The 16,808-nt window shown below is 63.6% G+C and carries 19 protein-coding genes; 10 read left to right on the top strand and 9 right to left on the bottom strand.

What is annotated here, in order from left to right; all coding sequences use genetic code 11:
* Window positions 1-94: 94 nt before the first annotated feature.
* From NKJ80_RS21790 to NKJ80_RS21810, 5 genes are all read right to left on the bottom strand, one after another.
* Window positions 95-2,383 (bottom strand): response regulator, encoded by a 2,289-nt coding sequence (locus NKJ80_RS21790; RefSeq protein ID WP_352498289.1) that lies wholly within the window; start codon window positions 2,381-2,383, stop codon window positions 95-97.
* Window positions 2,384-2,524: 141 nt separating this feature from the next.
* A complete protein-coding gene (gene acuI / locus NKJ80_RS21795) occupies window positions 2,525-3,514 on the bottom strand; it encodes an acrylyl-CoA reductase (NADPH) (protein WP_352498290.1) in 990 nt (329 codons plus the stop codon).
* A gap of 105 nt (window positions 3,515-3,619) precedes the next feature.
* Window positions 3,620-4,108 carry a signal peptidase II gene (lspA, locus tag NKJ80_RS21800; protein ID WP_352498291.1) on the bottom strand — a complete coding sequence of 163 codons (489 nt, stop codon included), beginning with the start codon at window positions 4,106-4,108 and terminating at the stop codon, window positions 3,620-3,622.
* Window positions 4,105-4,962, bottom strand: coding sequence for a TrmH family RNA methyltransferase (locus tag NKJ80_RS21805; protein ID WP_023683061.1), 858 nt, complete (start codon window positions 4,960-4,962; stop codon window positions 4,105-4,107). The genes lspA and NKJ80_RS21805 overlap by 4 nt, the downstream gene beginning before the upstream one ends.
* A 34-nt stretch (window positions 4,963-4,996) precedes the next feature.
* Window positions 4,997-6,079 (bottom strand): RsmD family RNA methyltransferase, encoded by a 1,083-nt coding sequence (locus NKJ80_RS21810; protein WP_352498292.1) that lies wholly within the window; start codon window positions 6,077-6,079, stop codon window positions 4,997-4,999.
* A gap of 127 nt (window positions 6,080-6,206) precedes the next feature.
* Between NKJ80_RS21810 and NKJ80_RS21815 the strand changes: the two genes are divergently transcribed.
* The 4 genes from NKJ80_RS21815 to NKJ80_RS21830 all read left to right on the top strand — a co-directional run bounded on the left by NKJ80_RS21815 (window position 6,207) and on the right by NKJ80_RS21830 (window position 8,378).
* Window positions 6,207-6,905, top strand: coding sequence for a helix-turn-helix transcriptional regulator (locus NKJ80_RS21815; protein ID WP_352498293.1), 699 nt, complete (start codon window positions 6,207-6,209; stop codon window positions 6,903-6,905).
* Window positions 6,906-6,996: 91 nt separating this feature from the next.
* Window positions 6,997-7,407 (top strand): VOC family protein, encoded by a 411-nt coding sequence (locus tag NKJ80_RS21820; protein ID WP_352498294.1) that lies wholly within the window; start codon window positions 6,997-6,999, stop codon window positions 7,405-7,407.
* Window positions 7,404-7,835, top strand: coding sequence for an EVE domain-containing protein (locus tag NKJ80_RS21825; protein ID WP_023714121.1), 432 nt, complete (start codon window positions 7,404-7,406; stop codon window positions 7,833-7,835). The genes NKJ80_RS21820 and NKJ80_RS21825 overlap by 4 nt, the downstream gene beginning before the upstream one ends.
* Before the next feature lie 120 nt (window positions 7,836-7,955).
* A complete protein-coding gene (locus NKJ80_RS21830; protein ID WP_352498295.1) occupies window positions 7,956-8,378 on the top strand; it encodes a VOC family protein in 423 nt (140 codons plus the stop codon).
* Here NKJ80_RS21830 and lhpI read toward each other — a convergent pair.
* From lhpI to sppA, 4 genes are all read right to left on the bottom strand, one after another.
* Entirely contained in the window at window positions 8,368-9,333 is a 966-nt protein-coding gene (lhpI, locus tag NKJ80_RS21835) for a bifunctional Delta(1)-pyrroline-2-carboxylate/Delta(1)-piperideine-2-carboxylate reductase (protein WP_352498296.1), read from the bottom strand. The genes NKJ80_RS21830 and lhpI overlap by 11 nt on opposite strands.
* Window positions 9,334-9,364: 31 nt before the next feature.
* Window positions 9,365-9,709 carry a lipopolysaccharide assembly protein LapA domain-containing protein gene (locus NKJ80_RS21840; RefSeq protein ID WP_023669750.1) on the bottom strand — a complete coding sequence of 115 codons (345 nt, stop codon included), beginning with the start codon at window positions 9,707-9,709 and terminating at the stop codon, window positions 9,365-9,367.
* A 53-nt stretch (window positions 9,710-9,762) separates the two neighbouring features.
* Window positions 9,763-10,047, bottom strand: coding sequence for an integration host factor subunit beta (locus tag NKJ80_RS21845; protein ID WP_006200394.1), 285 nt, complete (start codon window positions 10,045-10,047; stop codon window positions 9,763-9,765).
* 80 nt (window positions 10,048-10,127) lie between these two features.
* Entirely contained in the window at window positions 10,128-11,084 is a 957-nt protein-coding gene (gene sppA, locus NKJ80_RS21850) for a signal peptide peptidase SppA (RefSeq protein WP_023820573.1), read from the bottom strand.
* Between the two features lie 295 nt (window positions 11,085-11,379).
* Here sppA and lptC point away from each other — a divergent pair, with 295 nt between their 5' ends.
* From lptC to ptsN, 6 genes are all read left to right on the top strand, one after another.
* Window positions 11,380-12,093 (top strand): LPS export ABC transporter periplasmic protein LptC, encoded by a 714-nt coding sequence (lptC, locus tag NKJ80_RS21855; RefSeq protein WP_023669748.1) that lies wholly within the window; start codon window positions 11,380-11,382, stop codon window positions 12,091-12,093.
* Entirely contained in the window at window positions 12,080-12,664 is a 585-nt protein-coding gene (locus NKJ80_RS21860) for an LptA/OstA family protein (protein ID WP_023683069.1), read from the top strand. Before lptC ends, NKJ80_RS21860 begins: the two co-directional genes overlap by 14 nt.
* Window positions 12,661-13,479, top strand: coding sequence for an LPS export ABC transporter ATP-binding protein (gene lptB, locus NKJ80_RS21865; RefSeq protein WP_023669746.1), 819 nt, complete (start codon window positions 12,661-12,663; stop codon window positions 13,477-13,479). Before NKJ80_RS21860 ends, lptB begins: the two co-directional genes overlap by 4 nt.
* A gap of 214 nt (window positions 13,480-13,693) precedes the next feature.
* Window positions 13,694-15,220: an RNA polymerase factor sigma-54 gene (gene rpoN / locus NKJ80_RS21870; protein ID WP_023735117.1), complete on the top strand. Its 1,527-nt coding sequence runs from the start codon at window positions 13,694-13,696 to the stop codon at window positions 15,218-15,220.
* A 398-nt stretch (window positions 15,221-15,618) separates the two neighbouring features.
* Window positions 15,619-16,203, top strand: coding sequence for a ribosome hibernation-promoting factor, HPF/YfiA family (gene hpf, locus NKJ80_RS21875; protein ID WP_023751408.1), 585 nt, complete (start codon window positions 15,619-15,621; stop codon window positions 16,201-16,203).
* 108 nt (window positions 16,204-16,311) lie between these two features.
* The gene (gene ptsN / locus NKJ80_RS21880) at window positions 16,312-16,776 is read left to right on the top strand and encodes a PTS IIA-like nitrogen regulatory protein PtsN (RefSeq protein ID WP_023669743.1); all 465 of its coding nucleotides are present in this window, start codon (window positions 16,312-16,314) and stop codon (window positions 16,774-16,776) included.
* Window positions 16,777-16,808: the final 32 nt, after the last annotated feature.

Raw genomic sequence — 16,808 nt, forward strand, 5'->3', positions numbered from 1 at the left:
CGTCGCGCTGGGACGATTCACGCGACGCGCTTCAAGTCTTTGTTTTGTGCATGTCGTCTTCTCAAAACCGGGGCCATTTTCGAGCGACATGAATTCAGGCGGCCACCTGGCCCTCGACGGCATGGACCAGCGCGTCGGGATCGAGCGGCTTGGTGACAAAGCCGCTGGCGCCATGGGCGAGCACGGTGTGGCGAGTCTTTTCCTGGCTGTCGGCCGAAAGCACCATGATCGGAACCGGCGGCACAGCCATTTCCTCCTCGTGGCGGCGGATGGCGGCGATCGCGTCCAGCCCGTCCATGACCGGCATGTGCAAATCCATCAGCACCACATCGAAGCGATTTTTCAGCCCGGCTTCGGTCACCGCCTCGACCGCGGCCTTGCCATTGCCGACCACTTTCACGCGATGTCCCGCCTTCAAAAGCGTGGCGCGGGCAAGCATGGCGTTGATGTCGTTGTCTTCGGCGATCAGCACCGACAAACCTTGCTGGCGCCCGCCATGGGCACGAAGCGAGGACGCGCCGGTCTTTTCCGGCTTGGGCGGCGGCAAGGCAGGGGCATGACTGGTCAGCAGCACGCGCAGCAGGGTTTCGCCGCGCACCGGCCTCGCCAAGAAGGTGGCGTAGCCGCTGGTGCGGAATTCGCCAAGCATGCCGCGGTCGGTCGGCGCGATCAGCGTGATCGCCTCGCAATCGGCAAAGCCACTCTGGCGCAGGCGCTTGAGCAGTCTGCCGTCGCCGTCCTCCAGGGCCGCGTCGATCAACAGCACATCGCAATGTTCGGCGAAGGGCGTCGCCTGGGAAGCGGTTGCGGCGACGTCGACGGCGCCGCCATGGGCACGGATGGTGCGGGCGATGGCGTCCGCCTCGACGGCGTTCTTCGACACGATCACGGCGCGCCGGCCGGCCAGGATGTTCTGCCGGTTCTGCGGTGCTTCGGTTGCTCCTGCGGCCGGGATCTCGAAGACGAATTCCGATCCCTCGCCAAGCCGGCTCGACACCGAAATGGCACCGCCCATGGCGGCGACCAGGCGCCTCGATATGGCCAGACCGAGGCCGGCGCCCCCATGGGTGCGGGTCGAGGTGCCGTCGGACTGTTCGAACTCCTCGAAGATGCGCTCCATATCCTCTTCGCGCAGGCCAGGGCCGGTGTCGGCGACGGTGAAGCAGATGCGGTCGCTGGTCTCGGTGCGGGCCCGTGCAACAGAAACCAGCACGCCGCCGGTGTCGGTGAACTTGATCGCATTGCCGATCAGGTTGAGCAGCACCTGCCTGACTCTTCCCGGATCGGCCATGATCATCTGCGGCACGTCGGGCTCGACATGACAGCCGAGGCCGATGTTCTTGGCGAAGGCTTTCGCCGCCATCAGTTCGATGATGTTGTCGGCGATTTCGCGCAGCGATGTCGGCTGCGGCTCCGGGTCGAAACGGCCGGCCTCTATCTTGGAATAGTCGAGCAAATCCTCGATGAGCGCCAAAAGCGCGCTGGCCGAGGTCGAGACGGCGCCGACATAGGTGCGCTGCTCGGGCGACAGATTGGTGTCGGCCAGTAGCTTGGCCATGCCCATGATGCCGTTCATCGGCGTGCGGATCTCATGGCTGACGGTGGCGAGGAAGCGCGACTTGGCCTGGCTGGCATATTCGGCGCGCTCGCGCGCGGTGATCAGCGAGGATTCGGCGCGTTTGCGCGCGGTGATGTCGCGGGCAATCGCCCGGTGCGAGACGGCGCCGCTATCCTTGTCGCGTACCGACAGTTCGATCCACGAGAACCAGCGCGGACCGTTCGGCGTGCGGATGGAGACGTCGGTGGAACTCAGGCATTCGTGATCCGAAAAGGCGGCGTCGGGAACGATACCGACATCGATGCCGAGGTCGGCCAGAGTCCTGCCGGCAAGGTCGCGTTGGTCGGTTCCGACGAGGCTGGCGAAAACCTTGTTGGCGTAGACGATGTGGCCGTCGCGGTCGCGGTGGACGACGAGATCGCCGAGCGCATCGATCAGCCCGCGAAAACGCTCCTCGCTCTCCTGCATCTCCCACATGCGGTCGGCCAGCGTCTCGATTTCGGCGCGGCTACGGGCCGCGGTTTCGTCGAGCAAGGCCGCCGCGCGGCGGACGGTGCGCCGGCTGCGCAGGTGCATGGCGACGCCGGCAAGGCCTGTTGCCAGCAGGCCGAGGGTGATGAAGATCGGCGCACCGGTGAGGTGGGAGAGGCCCGCCAGCACGACACTGGCGACCACCGTCAGGAACGGCAGGCCCTCGGACGTGGCGCGCGGCAAATCCGGCGCCAGCGGCGGCGGCGCAACACGCTGCCGCTTCGCCGTCGCCGGACTCGGCCCGTCGACGCTTTCGGCACGGCTCTTCTCTTTCCTGGCGGACTCCGCGATCATGCGGAACTCCTTGCCAGATAGAGATTATGGAAAAGCGCGGCGGATCGTTCGAATTTTAGCGGTCATGCATTTTTGGCGGTTTTCCGCATCGCCTGATCTTTTCCGAAACCTGATTCCCTTCGGGATCATGCTTCGGGAGCCTCACATATCGACAACCACGCGGCCCCTGATCTTGCCCTCGACGATGTCATGGGCGGCGGTGATGATGCCGTCGAAGCCGATGGTCGTCGAGAGGCCGGCGAGCTTCTTGAGATCAAGATCGCTGCCGATGCGGCGCCAGGCTTCCAGCCGCACAGCCTTTGGCGCCATCACTGAATCGATGCCGAGCAGCGAGACGCCGCGCAGGATGAACGGGGCGACGCTCGACGGCAGATCCATGCCACCCGCCAGGCCGCAGGCGGCGACCGCGCCGCCATAGGCAGTCATCGACAGCACATTGGCCAGCGTGTGGCTGCCGACGGCATCGATGCCGCCGGCCCAGCGCTCCTTGGCCAGCGGCTTGGCCGGCTGGGAGAGTTCCTCACGCGAAATCACTTCGGCGGCACCGAGGTCGATCAGATAGGGGCTCTCGGCGTTGCGGCCGGTCGAGGCGATGACGTGATAGCCAAGGCTGGACAGGATCGAGACCGCGACCGACCCAACGCCGCCGGCCGCACCCGTCACCACCACCGGGCCGCGATCCGGCAGGATGCCGTGCCGCTCCAGCGCCATGACGCTGAGCATGGCCGTATAGCCGGCGGTGCCGACCGCCATCGCATCGTGCGCGCTGATGCCGTCGGGCAACGGCACCAGCCAGTCGCCGTTGACGCGCGCGCGCCCGACATAGGCGCCGAAATGCGTCTCGCCGACGCCCCAGCCATTGAGGATGACCTTGTCGCCCTTGCGCCAGTCGGCATGCGATGAGGAGAGGACGGTTCCGGCGAAATCGATGCCCGGCACCAGCGGCCAGCGGCGGATCACTGGCGCTTTCCCAGTGATGGCCAGCCCGTCCTTGTAGTTGACCGTCGTCGCCTCGACGGCGACAGTGACGTCGCCTTCCATCAGATCGGCTTCGCCGAAATCGACGACCTCCACCGACTGTTTCTTTTCGGCGTCGCGCGAAACGAGGATGGCTTTGAAGGTTTCAGGCATCTCTTCTCCTCGGCTTCGCAAAGGCTGGCGGTCGGCATTGGCTGGCTCTGGCCGAACTGTGCGGCGACCGTCCGGCGAGGTCAATTGGTCAAAAGAGTCGGGCCGTCAGGCTCCTGGGCCTTGCGGCTTGGCCTCGCGCCGCCAGCCGATGAACTCGTCGAAGACGACCAGCGCCGCGCCGGCCGAAATGAAGGCATCGGCGAGGTTGAAGACGGCGAAGGACCATACCGGCGTGTGGAACAATATATAGTCGATGACGTGGCCGTAGACGGCGCGGTCGATCAGATTGCCGATCGCGCCGCCGATGATCAGGGCAAAGCCGATGCGGGCCAGCACATGGCCGGATGGCGTACGCGTTGCCAGATAAAGCACGAAGGCGACGACGACGACCGCGATGACGACCAGGCCGGTGTCGCCGAAAGACGAGAACATCGAAAAGGCAATACCGGTATTGTAGGTGCGAAACAGCGCCAGGAACGGCATCAGGTCGAGCTTTTCCTGAAAGGCGAGGCCGGTCTCGATCAGATGCTTTATCCACTGGTCGAGCGCGATTGCCACCACCACCAGCAGCGCATAGGGAGACCATGATTTCACGATGTGGCGTCCTCGGGAGCAAGTTTCAGAGCGCCGCGCCGGATCTCGAACAGCATGATTCCGGTGGCGACCGCCAAATTGAGCGAATCGGCGCGGCCGGCCTGCGGAATCCGCAGCAGCCGGTCGCAGCTTTCCGCCAGATTGTCGGGCAGGCCCTGCTGCTCATTGCCCATCATCAAGAGCACCGGTCCTCGGGAGAAATCGACCGAGCGGTAGTCGACCGCACCCTTCAGATGGGTGCCGACCACCAGGCCCGAGAAGCTGTTTCGCCAAGCCAGAAATGCTTCCGGCGTCGCCTTGGTCACCGGCACGGCGAAGATCGAGCCCATGGTGGCGCGCACGGTCTCGACAGAAAAAGGATCGGTAGTCTCGCCGACCAGGATGACGCCCTTGGCGCCGACGGCATCGACGGTGCGGATGACGGTGCCGAGATTGCCGGGATCGCGCACCCGGTCGAGCGCCACCCAGACGTCGCCGTCGTGAGCGCGGATGTCTCTTAGCGGCAGCAGTTTTTGCCGGAAGACGCCGACCACCATTTGCGGATTGTCACGGCGGGTGATGGCGACCAGCACTTTTTCGGACACTTCGAGCACGGTGCCGCCGGCGGCAACCGTGCGCGCCGCCACCTTTTCGACCGCCGCATTGCCGCGTCCGGCCTTGGCGAAAACCAGCGTCCTGATCGACCAGCCGAGGTCGAGGGCGTCGATGACCAGCTTCAGCCCTTCGGCCATGAAGGCGTTCTGCTGGTCGCGGAATTTCTTCTGGGCGAGCGCCTTGATGTCCTTGATCAGCGGATTGGCAAGGCTGGTGACTTCCTTGACCTGCCCGGGCGCGCCGGCGTGCCGCTCATTCATTCGGGACTCCCGGGCATTCAGGTCTCCGGGGCATTCAGGCCACCCAGCGCGAAAACAGCGATGTCGACAGCGCCCGCCCGGCGGACTGCTCGCGGATGATCAGTTCGCCTGATTCAACCGTGCCGCCCATGCCGGCAAAGGTGTCGCGCATCAAGGCATGGATGGCGAAGAAGGAGGCGCGGATGGAATAGGCGGTCAGCACTATGGCGACCGGTTTCGGCGTCAGGATCGCGCGGCAAAGGTCGGTCAGGCCGGGCAGGTCCTCGAACAACTGCCAGACCTCGCCCTTGGGTCCGCGGCCATAGGCAGGCGGGTCGAACAGGATGATGTCGTAGCGGCTGCCGCGGCGCTCTTCGCGCTCGGCGAATTTCACTGCATCGTCGACGATCCAGCGGATCGGCTTGCTGCCGAGACCGGCCATTTCCTGGTTTTCGCGCGCCCAGCCGACCGCCTTCTTGGAGGCATCGACATGGGTGACCTCGGCGCCGGCGCGGGCGGCCACCAGAGACGCGAGCCCGGTATAGCCGAACAGGTTCAGCACCTTGATCGGGCGCTTGGCCGCCGCGATCAGGCTGGCCATATGGTCCCAGTGCGAAGCCTGCTCGGGGAAGACGCCGACATGGCGAAACGAGGTGAAGCGGCCGAGATAGTCGATGCCGTCATGCTTCATCGGCCAGGTCTCGCCCAGCGGTACCTTCGGGAACCGCCAGCGGCCGATGCCTTCCTCGTCGGTGTCGCCGGTGAAGATGGCGTCGGCGCGGTCCCAGTCCCTGGCCGGTAAGGCCTTTTGCCAGATCGCCTGTCCCTCGGGCCGCACGATGCGGTAGGGGCCGTATTGTTCGAGCTTCTCGCCGGCACCGCTGTCGAGCAGTGCATAATCCTGATTGGGCGCCACTTCGAGGATCACCGGCAGGCGCTCAGTGGGCAGGATGCCTTCGCGACGCGCCAGGACACGGGGGGCGGGCTTCGGATCAGACCGGTCGTCCGGTTTTGTTTCGTGGCGTTGCTGTCTGGCTTCGGGTCGGACTGGTACGGTGCCCGGCAGCGGCCGCGCCTGTTCGGTCCTGCCCTTTGCGGGCGGACGGTTGTCGCGGCGTTTGTCGCGAAAGGACTTCAAGCAGGAGCGTCTCCGGAGGCGGCAGGCCGCTTTTGACATAGGGTCACCGGCTGCGCAAACAAAATGGTCCAGCGTGCGAATGTCTGAGGTGGTGGACCTCGCTGAGGAAACAGGCAAATCTGGAATCATGTCCCGTTCCGAACGCCTGCTCGACCTGATCCAGATCCTGCGCCGGCATCGCCGGCCGGTGAGCGGTCGCACGCTTGCCGGCGAGATGGACGTTTCGATCCGAACGCTCTACCGCGACATTGCCACGCTGCAGGGGCAAGGCGCGCCGATCGAGGGCGAGGCTGGGCTGGGCTATGTGCTGAAACCCGGCTTCATGCTGCCGCCACTGATGTTCACCGACGAGGAGATCGAGGCCATCGTTCTGGGATCGCGTTGGGTTGCCAGACAACCGGACAAGCGGCTGTCGGCCGCCGCCACCGACGCGCTGGCCAAGATCGCCGCTGTGCTGCCGGATGATCTGCGCGAGGACCTCGATGCGACCGCGCTTTTGGTCGGGCCGCACGGCGATGCTGTCGAAAGCATCGACCTTGGCCTGGTGCGCCAGGCGATCCGCAACGAGAGAAAACTCGGCTTTCTTTACCGCGATGCCGGCGGCGCCGCCTCCGAGCGCTTGATCTGGCCATTCGCGCTCGGCTTTTTCGACAAGGTGCGGGTGGTGGTGGCCTGGTGCGAGACGCGGCAGGATTTCAGACATTTTCGCGCCGAGCGGATGTCGGGGCTCAACACCACGGATATCCGCTATCCACGTCGTCGGCAGGCGCTGCTGAAGGAATGGCGCGCGACGCTGGACGCACCGAAGCGCCAGCCCGGCGCTTAATGCTCCTTTCTACGCCCTCGCAAGCCGCTGCTGCCAGAATCTGACAGTGGGGTCACCTATGCTCCTCCAATCGAAACCCTGGAGAGCAGACATGAACACCCCCAATTTCGTCATCCTTTATGTCGACAGCCCGGAGCGGAGCGGCGCCTTCTACGGTGCGCTGCTGGGACGCCAGCCGGTGGAGACGTCGCCGACCTTCGTGCTGTTCGTGCTCGACAATGGCTTCAAGCTCGGCCTGTGGTCGCGCCACACCGTGGAGCCGGCGGCCGCAGCCGCGGGCGGCGGTGCGGAGCTCGTCTTCGCGTTGGACCGGCCTGATGCGGTGGACGCCGCTTACACGGACTGGGCAGGACGCGGCTTGACCATTCTGCAGACGCCGACCGACATGGACTTCGGCCGCACCTTCGTTGCGCTCGATCCCGACGAGCACCGGCTGCGCGTCTACTGGCTGAAGGACGGAGAACAGGCCAATGGGGAACAGGCCAATGGAGAACAGAAATGAGTGCCCACTGGATCGCGGTCGCTTCCGCCGAGCATGTCCGGCGCGGCCGCGAGGCCGGCTTCATGCAGGTCAACCACGGCAAGGCGGCACCTTTGCGCCGCATCAAGCCCGGCGACGGCATCATCTACTACTCGCCGACCACAATTCTGCGCGAGAAGGACGGCCTGCAGGCTTTCACGGCAATCGGCACCGTGCGCGAAGGCGAGCCTTACCAGGGCGACATGGGCGGTGGCTTCACGCCGTTCCGCAGGGATGTCGAATGGGCCAAGGCCGAGGAGGCGCCGATCAAGCCGCTGCTCGAGCAGCTCGACTTCACCGCGGGCAAATCGAACTGGGGTTATCAACTGCGCTTTGGCCTGTTCGAAATTACGGCGCATGATTTCGCGCTGATCGCCGAGGCGATGGGCGCTGCCATGAAGGCAGGCTGAAGCATCCAGCCGCCGGATCGGCAAGGCACCGTGACAAGGCTGCTGACACCAAATTGTCAGCAGCCTTGTGCGACAAGCGATTGTCTTCAGATAGCGTCGCGCTTGCCCCAGGAGAATAAGATGGACTTCGTCTCGATCCGCATCATTACCGATCAGATCAAGCCCTTGATGGCATTCTACGACACGATCACCGGGCTTACCGCAACCTGGTTCACAGACGATTTCGCCGAACTGGCAACGCCGTCCTGCACACTGGCGATCGGCAGCACCCGCACGCTGGCCCTGTTCGGAACTGATGTGGCGCAGCCGGCCGCCAATCGCTCAGCGATCATCGAGTTTCGCGTCGCCGATGTTGATGCTGAGTACAGCAGGCTGGCGAAAATTATCGGCGATTTCGTACAGACGCCGACGACGATGCCATGGGGTAACCGGTCGCTGCTGCTGCGCGATCCCGATGGCAATCTGGTGAACTTCTTCACCCCGGTCAGCGCGGAAGCGATCAGGAAGTTCGATCGCAGAACCGGCGCAGACGCTACTGCTTGAGCGCGTTGTAGACGGCAATGCCGGCGGCAAGGTCCTCAAGCGCGGCGCCGACCGACTTGAACAGCGTGACCTCAGTGGGGCTCTGCCGGCCCTGTTTTTCCCCGCGCGCCAGCTCATGCAGATCGGCGACGATGGCTTCCGGCTTCAGCACGCCGGAGGCGAGCGGCTGGACGATGTCGCCGGCTTCCTTGGTGGCGCCGGCGCGGGTGTCGACATAGACGCGGGCGCGCGCGATCGCGTCGTCGTCGCTCTCGCGCATGGTCGGCGTGAAGCCTCCGACCAGATCGACATGCGCGCCCGGCTTGAGCAGCGCACCCTTGACCAGCGGCGTCGTCGTGATCGTCGCCGATGAGACGATGTCGGCCTCGGCGAGTTCGGCGTCGAGATTGCTTGCGGCCTCGGCGTTGAAACCGTCCGCGCGCAAATCGGCCGCGACCTTTTCGGCATTGGTGGGCGTGCGGTTCCAGATGCGGATGGTCTTGATCGGCCGCACCGCGGAGTGCGCCTTGGCGAGGAACGGCGACAGCGCGCCGGCGCCGACCACCAGAAGCCGCGATGCGTCCTCGCAGGCGAGATAGGAGGCCGCCAGCGCCGAGGCGCAAGCGGTGCGCCACTGTGTCAGCCGTTGGCCGTCGATCAGCGCTTCGGGCTCGCCGGTGGCGCCGTTGAGCAGGAGGTAGAGCCCCATCACCGCCGGTTTGCCGATGGCGTTGTTGTCGGGCGATACGGTGACGATCTTGACGCCGATATGACCCCCGACCGATGTGCCGGCCGCATGGAAGTCGGTCCACGCCGGCATCAAAAGCAGCGTGGATGTGGCACCGTCGGGCCGCTCGACCCCGTGATGATGGCGGACGGGTTGCACAGCACCCTCGCGGAAGGCCGCGCGCAATGTCTCGACCAGCCCGGGAAAGGTCAGCGCCTGGTCGACAGCGTCGGCCGAAATGGTCAGCATGCAAAACTCCGCGAAGATAAAAGCGCCGGCTTCAGGCCGTTGGCTTCGGCAGCGCCGGCCCGGCGGCCGCGCCCTGCTGCACGGCGGGTATACGGCTGACCGCCTGGCGCAAATTCTCGGCCTCGACCCCGCGCTGGCGCGCCAGCTTGCGGTAGCGGCCCTGCTTGACCCAGGTCGCCAGGCTGCCGACGACCATGCCGATGGCGAGCGCCACGAACAGGAAGATGAACAGCGGCAAGGTCAGCGTCAGTTTCGGATTGCCGGGGTTGAACGGGTCGAGCGTGAAGGCGACCAGCTCGCGGTTGGCGACGGCCAGCGCAATCAAGATGACGGCGAGCGGCACGAAGACCACGATAAGTATGAAGCGGTTCAACATAGAGATTCCCTGGAGAAGGCAGGCCTTGATAACGCCGGCGCGTTGGTCCGCGCCTACTTGCCGCCATTCAGCCTTTCACGCAATTCCTTTCCGGTCTTGAAGAACGGCACCCACTTCTCCTCGACCTCGACGGATTCGCCGGTGCGCGGGTTGCGGCCGGTGCGGGCAGGGCGATTCTTCACCGAAAAAGCGCCGAAGCCGCGCAACTCGACCCGATTGCCTTCCGCTAGGGCATCGGTGATCTCGTCGAAGATCGCTCCCACGATGTTTTCGACGTCGCGCAGGAAAAGATGCGGGTTGCGCGTGGCAATGATCTGCACAAGCTCGGATTTGATCATCAGAAAGGTCCCCGTGAAAGCGCTGCGGTCAAATTATCAGGATGATTTTATTTGCTTTTTTACTCGCCCCAACCGGCAGATCAAGGGTGCCAGACGGAAACGAGACCGTCAAGAAACAAGCGATCCGCGCCAATTTCGTGAAGCACGTCGCTGCCGGCCTCCGACAGGCCGAGCGCGCTGCCGACGCTGCGCGCTATTGCTTTCGAGAACAGGAAGCCGCCACGCCGCTCGGTGTCCTTCCATTCCACCACCTTGAGCTTGGCGTCGACACCCTTGGTCGCCAGCCAGTCGATCGCCACGCTCTCGCCGCCGACAGCGTCGATCAGACCGTTGGCAAGGCCCTGGCGGCCGGTGAAGATCGAGCCGTCGGCAAGGGCCAGTGCCTGATCGCGGGTCATTTTGCGGCGCTCGGCGACGATGCCGACGAACCAGTCATAGCTGTCGAGGATGAGCTTGCGGACCATGGCTCGCTCGTCTTCATTGGTCGGCTTGAAGGGCGAGGGCGATGCCTTCAGCGGCGAGGATTTCACTTCCTCGAGCTTGATGCCGACCTTGTCCATCAGACCGCTGACATCGGGATACTGGATGAGCACACCGATCGAGCCGACGATCGACGTCTTGCGGGCAACGATATGGTCGCTGGCACTGGCGATCATGTAGCCGGCCGATGCGGCCAGCGTGCCGACCTCGGCCACCACCGGCTTGTCGGCGGCAAGCTTGCGCACCTCCTCGTAGATCGATTCGCCGCCGACCGTGGTGCCGCCGGGCGAATCGATCGCCAGGATGACGCCCTTGACCTGCGAGGACGTGCGGATGGTTTCCAGCCGCTTGATCAGTTCCTCGTCTTCGGTGATTGTGCCTTCGATCCTGACCTTGGCGATGTGGTCGACGGAAGAACCGCCGAGGTCGCCGCCATAGAACCAGCTTGCAAGCGCAATCACCCCAAGGGCCACGACGGCAATGGCGGCGCCGCGCCAGAAGGTCAGCTTGCGCCGCAAGCGGCGGCGGTCGATCAGGTCGTCGGCTCTCAGTGCCATGGTCTGCCTCACAGTCGGTGGGAAGCGATGCTTTTAAAGCAAGCGTCCGCGCCCGGCTACCTCTTCCTCAAGGGCCTGCGACGAAGCGACCTTCACGACGGAGGCATTTCAGGAAAAAATGACGCGGCGCGTTCGTTTCTGCTATGAAGTGACGAAATTGTGTCGCCTGAGTTCCGTCTGTAAAACAGCGGCCGTCACATTTTTGCGGTTTTCCTCCGCTTGTGCTTGCTTGCGGGGGCCGGCAACCCACCTATAGCAGGTGTTTTGGCGGACAAGGGTTTATTAGAAGTCAGTCATGCTTGCGCGATCGAACGAACCGACCAATGCCGATGCGGCCTTGGCGCCCACGGCGCCAGCGGGCACGCGCGGCGACGCCTTCGACCGCGCCCAGCGCCACTCGCGCCGCGTGCGCGTGCTTAAGTTTGCCGTGCCGGTGCTTGCCGCCGGGATCGCGGTTGCGTTTCCGGTCTATTCCTATCTGGCGGCGCCGATCAACATTTCGATACAGGCAGACGGCACCGCTTTCGCGGATGGCAAGCTGGTGATGGCCAATCCGAAGCTCAACGGCTTCACCAAGGACAAGCTGCCCTATTCGCTGACGGCCTTGCGCGCCATCCAGGATGTCGGCAAGCAGGACATCATCGAACTCGAAGGCATCCATGCCAAATTGCCGCTGACGGCCGACAATGTGGCGACCGTCGACGCCAAGCGCGGGATCTACAACAGAAACGCCAACACGATGGACATGACCAGCGACGTTACCGTCACCACCACCGACGGCGTCGCTGCCATCTTCAAATCGGTCTTCCTCGATATGGGCAAAGGCTCTATGAAGACAGGTGATGCGGTCGATGTCAGCCGTAACGGCTCGCGGATCACCGCGGGTTCAATGTCGGTCGAAGACAATGGCAAGGTCATCGTTTTCGAGAACAAGGTAAGCGTTCACATCGATCCGGCCACTATGAAGGCGGCAGAGGCAAAGAGCGGAGAAACGAATGCGTCCCAGTAATTCGGCACGGCTTGTCGCCGCAGCTTCGGCCTTGCTGTTGCTGGGTATGGCGCCGTCCTGGGCTCAGTCCAGCGCCAGCAGCCAGTCCGGGCTCAAACTGTCGGGCGACCAGCCGATCCAGATCGAGAGCGACAAACTTGAGGTCCGCCAGGCCGACAGCATGGCGCTGTTCAGCGGCAACGTCACCGTCACGCAAGGGCCGACGCTGCTCAAGGCCGGCAGCATGGAGGTCTACTACGTCAAGGACCCCAACGCCGCCAAAGGTGCTGCCGCCGGCGCTTCGGCGATGACCGGTTCGGCCAATATCGACCATCTGGTGGTCAAGAACAAAGTCTACATCAAGTCGAATGACCAGATCGCCACCGGCGACAACGCCACGTTCGACATGAAGACGCAGGTGCTTGTTCTGTCGGGCAAGGAGGTCGTCTTGTCCCAAGGACCCAACGTCCTCAAGGGCTGCAAGCTCACCGTGCAGATGAAAAGCGGCCTTGCTCAGGTCGATGGCTGCGGCGGGCGCGTCATCATGTCGATGACGCCGCCACCGAAATCCGAGGCCCCGAAGCCCGAATGACTGGCGTGTCTTCGCTGCTGACCCGCCTTCCGGGACGGGCGGCCAGTAAACTTGCAGCACCGGCCACAGTCACCGTTGATTCCTCGAAGTTCAAGGGCACCCTGATCGCCAAGGGTCTGACCAAGAGCTACAAGGGCCGCAAGGTGGTCAGCGGTGTCACCATCGGCGTGCGCGCCGGCGAGGCTGTCGGGCTGCTCGGGCCGAACGGCGCCGGCAAGACCACCTGTTTCTACATGGTCACCGGCTTGGTGCCGGTCGATGAGGGCACGATCGAGATCGACGGTTTCGACGTCACCTCGATGCCGATGTACCGCCGCGCCCGCCTCGGCATCGGCTATTTGCCGCAGGAAGCCTCGATCTTCCGCGGCCTGAATGTCGAGCAGAACATCCGCGCCGTGCTCGAAGTGGTTGAGAAGGACCGCAAGGTGCGCGAGCGCAATCTCGACGAACTGCTCGAGGAATTTCACATCAGCCATCTGCGGAAGTCGCCGTCCATGTCGCTGTCGGGTGGCGAGCGGCGGCGTCTTGAGATCGCCCGAGCTTTGGCGACGCGCCCGGCCTACATGCTGCTCGACGAGCCGTTCGCCGGCATCGACCCGATTGCCGTCGCCGACATCCAGCAACTGGTTCGTCATCTAACGGCGCGCGGCATCGGCGTGCTGATTACCGACCACAATGTGCGCGAAACGCTCGGCCTCATCGACCGCGCCTACATCATCCATGCCGGCCAGGTGCTGACTCATGGCCGTGCCGACGAGGTGGTGGCGAACCCCGATGTGCGCCGGCTCTACCTCGGCGAAGGTTTCACGCTCTGAGCGTGAAATTTGTTTCCTGACGTGATTTTTGCCGCCCCGCCGGGCTTTTTTCTCCGATTTTGCGTGAGATAATGCTTCGGTAGGGGCCTTTTGCCATCGTTCGCCTTGACAAGCAAAAGCCGGGCCAGTTTCTATGGAAGGTCGGAAAAATTCATTTTCCGGCAGCTTCTGATGTGTAGGCTTCCGGGTGCAGAAGGGCGTTTGAAACCGAACCATGGCGTTGGCGGCGAAACTACAGCTACGACAATCCCAGTCGCTGGTGATGACGCCGCAGCTGATGCAGTCGATCAGGCTGTTGCAGCTCACCCATGTCGAGCTCGACCACTTCATCGACGACGAGATCGAGCGCAATCCGCTGCTGGAGCGCGCCGAGCCCCAGGATGACGCCGCAAGCGACCAGGTGCAGAAGGGCGATGCCGCTCCTGAGCCTGCCGCCGATGGCGACTGGTTCGAAAACGAGACGGCGTGGAGCGCCGAAGCGATCTCCGACAAGCTCGACAGCTCGCTGGAAAATCTGTTCCCCGACGATCCCGGCACCAGCGAGCGGCTCGGTCCGGACCTGACGGCGCAGTGGAAGTCGGCCACCGGCAATAGTTCGTCCGGTTCTTCCGAAGGCTTCGACGTCGGCGACATGGCCGCCGCGGCGATCACGCTGCGCCAGCATGTCGGCGAGCAGATCGCGCTTGCCTTTGCCGATCCGGCCGCAAGGCTGATCGCAGCCGAACTGGCCGACGGCCTGGACGAGGCCGGCTATCTGCGCGCCGATCCCGCCGAGATCGCCAAACGGCTCGGCGCCGATCAGGCGGTGGTGGCCAAGGTGCTGGCAGCCTGCCACACATTCGAGCCGGTCGGCCTGTTTGCGCGCGACCTTGCCGAATGCCTGTCGCTGCAACTTGCCATGCGCGATCGTCTCGATCCGGCGATGAAAACGCTGATCGGCAACCTCGAACTCCTGGCGCGGCGCGATTTCCAGACGCTGAAGCGGCTTTGCGGGGTTGACGAGGAGGATCTTCTCGACATGCTGGCCGAAATCCGCGCGCTCGATCCGCGTCCGGGCACGGCATTTTCAGGCGGCGCCAGCGATGCCATCGTCGCCGATGTCGAAGTCCGTGCCGCCAATGACGGTAGCTGGACGGTCGAGCTCAATGCCGAGACGCTGCCGCGCGTGCTGGTCGATCACATCTATTTCGCCCAGGTCTCGCCGCATGCGAAGAATCAGGCGGAGAAGGATTTCCTGGCCGAATGCCTGCAGAATGCCAACTGGCTGACGCGCAGTCTCGACCAGCGGGCAAAGACGATCCTGAAAGTGGCGTCGGAAATCGTGCGCCAGCAGGACGCTTTTCTCGTCCATGGCGTGCGCCAGCTCAGGCCGCTCAACCTGCGCACGGTGGCCGATGCCATCGGCATGCATGAATCGACCGTCAGCCGGGTGACGGCCAACAAATACATGCTGACGCCGCGTGGCGTGTTTGAGCTGCGTTATTTCTTCACGGCTTCGATCGCGGCGTCGGGCGGCGGTGATGCGCATTCCTCGGAAGCGGTGCGCGACCGCATCAAGCAGCTGATCGACGAGGAAAAGCCCGCCGATGTGCTGTCCGATGACGCAATCGTCGACATGTTGAAGGAAAGCGGCGTCGATATTGCCCGGCGCACGGTGGCCAAGTACCGGGAGGGTATGAATATTCCCTCGTCGGTGCAGCGGCGGCGTGAAAAGCGCGCTCTGGCGAGCGCGGGGCGCTAGCTCTGCTTGCCCGACAAGGGCTTTTGCTATGGCTGGATTCCACAACTTTCCGACCTTAAAGCGCATCGCGCTGAAACGGATTCATACGACGCGCTTTAAGTCTTTGTTTTGATGCATGTCGTTGTCCCAGAACCGCAGCGCACTTCTGGGCGACATGCATTAATTGACAAGCTGCAATGAAGTGTCTAGAAGCCCGCCCGCATGAGACGGGCTCGCGGCCCGCATGCGGATGGTCCGTCACGACGAAGGCCACGGGACGGCCAAGAAGGCGGATTGTGATCAACCGGAAAGTTCGGATCTAAAATCGGCGCGAGTTGACGCCGCAAAGCTTGTGCGCACGGATCACGAGTATAAACTCTGGCCAGTTTGAAGCCTGAGCAAGGAAGGTCAGTTTTCAGATGAAATTGCGCATATCGGGTAAACACATGGATATCGGCGATGCGTTGCGTACGCGCATTACCGATCGTGTCGGCGAGGCGATTGGAAAATATTTCGATCGCGGTTTTTCAGGGCACGTCACGGTCATCAAATCGGGGTCGCGTTACTCGGCCGATTGCATGATCAGGCTGGATTCCGGCGCTTCGCTGCAGGCAACCGGCGATTCCCAGGATCCGACACTTGCCTTCGAGGCGGCCGCGGACCGCCTCGAAACCAGGCTGCGGCGCTACAAACGCCGTCTGAAATCGCACAATTCAGGCAATGGAAATGGTGAAATCACCGACATCGCCTATACGGTGATGGCGCCGCTGACTGATGACGATGAGGACATTCCGGAGGACTACGCCCCGGCCATCGTCGCCGAATCAACCATGACGCTGCAGACCATGTCGGTGGCGTCGGCGGTTATCGAACTCGACACCAAGGACAGCCCGGTTTTCGTCTTCCGCAACGCCGGAAACGACCACCTCAACATCGTCTATCGGCGGCCGGACGGAAATATCGGCTGGATCGACCCGTCGACGACCAAAGTCGCACAGGCGTGACGACAACGACAATGGTCGCGCAGGTGACGACAATGGTCGCACAGGGATAATAGCCAGCCGCGCGAGGGGCGAGGACTGGCGACGGCAGGCGAATAAGGGATTTCAAACATGGATCTGAGCGATCTTCTCAACGTTCCGGCGATCTTGCCGGCGTTGAAGGCGAACTCCAAAAAGCAGCTTCTGCAGTTGCTGTCCGAGAGAGCGGCGGCAATTTCCGGCATTCCGGAGCGCGAAGTGTTCGACACCATCCTGCAGCGCGAACGGCTGGGCTCCACCGGCGTCGGCAACGGCATTGCCATTCCGCACGGCAAGCTCGCCGGGGTGAAGCGCATCGCCGGCGTCTTTGCCCGGCTGGAGACGCCGGTCGATTTCGAGGCGCTGGATGACCAGCCGGTCGATCTGGTGTTTTTGCTGCTGGCCCCGGAAGGCGCCGGCGCCGATCACCTCAAGGCACTGTCGCGCATCGCCAGGGTTTTGCGCGACGCCGACACGGTGGCCAAGATCAGGGGCACGCGCGACGCGGTCGCCATCCACGCGCTGCTTTCGGACACGCAGGCCTCGCACGCCGCCTGAAGTTCTTCGGATTTAAATCTTCCAGGGGCCGC

Source organism: Mesorhizobium sp. M0030 (assembly GCF_040323695.1).
Taxonomy (GTDB): Bacteria; Pseudomonadota; Alphaproteobacteria; order Rhizobiales; family Rhizobiaceae; genus Mesorhizobium.